Source organism: Rummeliibacillus sp. POC4 (genome assembly GCF_003576525.1).
Classification (GTDB): Bacteria; Bacillota; Bacilli; order Bacillales_A; family Planococcaceae; genus Rummeliibacillus.
In genome coordinates this window covers 1-1,479 of sequence record NZ_QWUA01000078.1, presented here as the reverse complement: position 1 = coordinate 1,479, position 1,479 = coordinate 1, and the positions used below count along the sequence as shown (strand labels likewise).

At 34.3% G+C, this 1,479-nt stretch carries 1 protein-coding gene; it reads left to right on the top strand.

Features of this window, described 5'->3' with window-relative positions:
• Positions 1-98: 98 nt before the first annotated feature.
• Positions 99-1,262 carry an IS256 family transposase gene (locus D1606_RS16005; protein ID WP_119417018.1) on the top strand — a complete coding sequence of 388 codons (1,164 nt, stop codon included), beginning with the start codon at positions 99-101 and terminating at the stop codon, positions 1,260-1,262.
• Positions 1,263-1,479: the final 217 nt, after the last annotated feature.

Below are 1,479 nucleotides of genomic sequence, written 5' to 3'. Positions count from 1 at the left end.
GATTAAGTCCATATAATTGTGTAAAAAGAAAAAGGGTCAAATTAATCCCTCATGGTTACAATGTTATCACGACAATAAACAATGTGGAGGAATTAATAATGACCCAACTTCAGTTTAACCTAAATATGGACATTTTAAAAGATTCAGTAATAAATTCCAATCTCGATGCAGTTATAAAATCTTCTGTTGTGTTAATTTTAAACGAATACATGGAATTAGAAAGAGATAAACATTTGAAGGCTGCGGCGTATGAACGGACAAATAGTCGTCGTGATTATCGCAATGGTTATTACGAGCGAGATCTAACCATAAGTGTTGGAAAAATAACGTTACGAGTTCCTCGGACTCGAGAAGGTGACTTTGCACCTTCTGTTTTTGAAAAATACGCACGTTGGGATCAAGCTCTTGTACTTTCTATGCTAGAAATGGTGATTAATGGTGTATCTACTCGTAAAGTCACTCGCATTGTAGAACAGCTTTGTGGAGAAAGTGTTTCAAAGTCTTTTGTTTCCTCATTAACTAAAAAACTTGATCCGATTGTTAATGAATGGGCTCAAAGACCATTAAATACAACCTACTATCCTTTTATATTTGTTGATGCCATGTATATAAAAGTTCATGAGCATAAAAGAGTTGTCTCAAAGGCAGTTTATATTGCAACGGCTATTACCGAAAATAATAAGAGAGAAATTCTCGGATTAAAGGTGGATCATGTAGAGAGTTTCGAAAGCTGGTTAAGCTTCTTTGAACAATTAAAATCTCGTGGATTACAATCTCCTCAATTAGTTATTTCGGATGCTCATACAGGTTTAAAAAAGGCTATAGCACGTGCATTTATCGGTACCAGTTGGCAAAGATGCAATGTTCATTTCAAACGTAATATTTTCAATGAACTACCTAAGAAAGATACGGTAGAATTTCGCACAATGATCAAGAGAATTTTCAATGCGATAACAGTTGAGGATATGCGAAAATTTAAAGAAGAAGTAATGAATCAATTTGGAGAAGATCGTAAATATGAAAAGGCTCTAGCTATATTAGATGAAGGTTTCGAAGATACCATTCAATATATGAATTTTCCAGAAAAAATACGTTCTCACATTCGTAGTACGAACTCTTTAGAAAGATTAAATGAAGAGGTTCGTAGAAGAGAACGGGTCATTCGAACATTTCCAAATACACAATCTGCTTTTCGATTAATCGGTGCTATTTTAATGCAATATCAAGAGATTTATGCAAGTAGAACGGGCCTTAACAGGTGATTTTTATTGCAACTTCCATTTTTTAATGGTTCCACATCCCTTGGATGATGTCAAAGTGAAAAGAGCCTTTGACATCATCCAAGGGATGTGAGAGAAAAAGATGTGGAAGTTGCCACAAAAAATGTAAGGGTAATTAGCTCAATCCCTAAAATAATCCCTATACGAATCACGAAAGATAACATTGAACTAAATTTTACACAAAACTTAGGACTTGACT

What these genes read in the sequence shown, in the direction of transcription:
- D1606_RS16005 (WP_119417018.1), top strand. Translation starts at nt 99, where the DNA reads ATGACCCAACTTCAGTTTAACCTAAATATGGACATTTTAAAAGATTCA.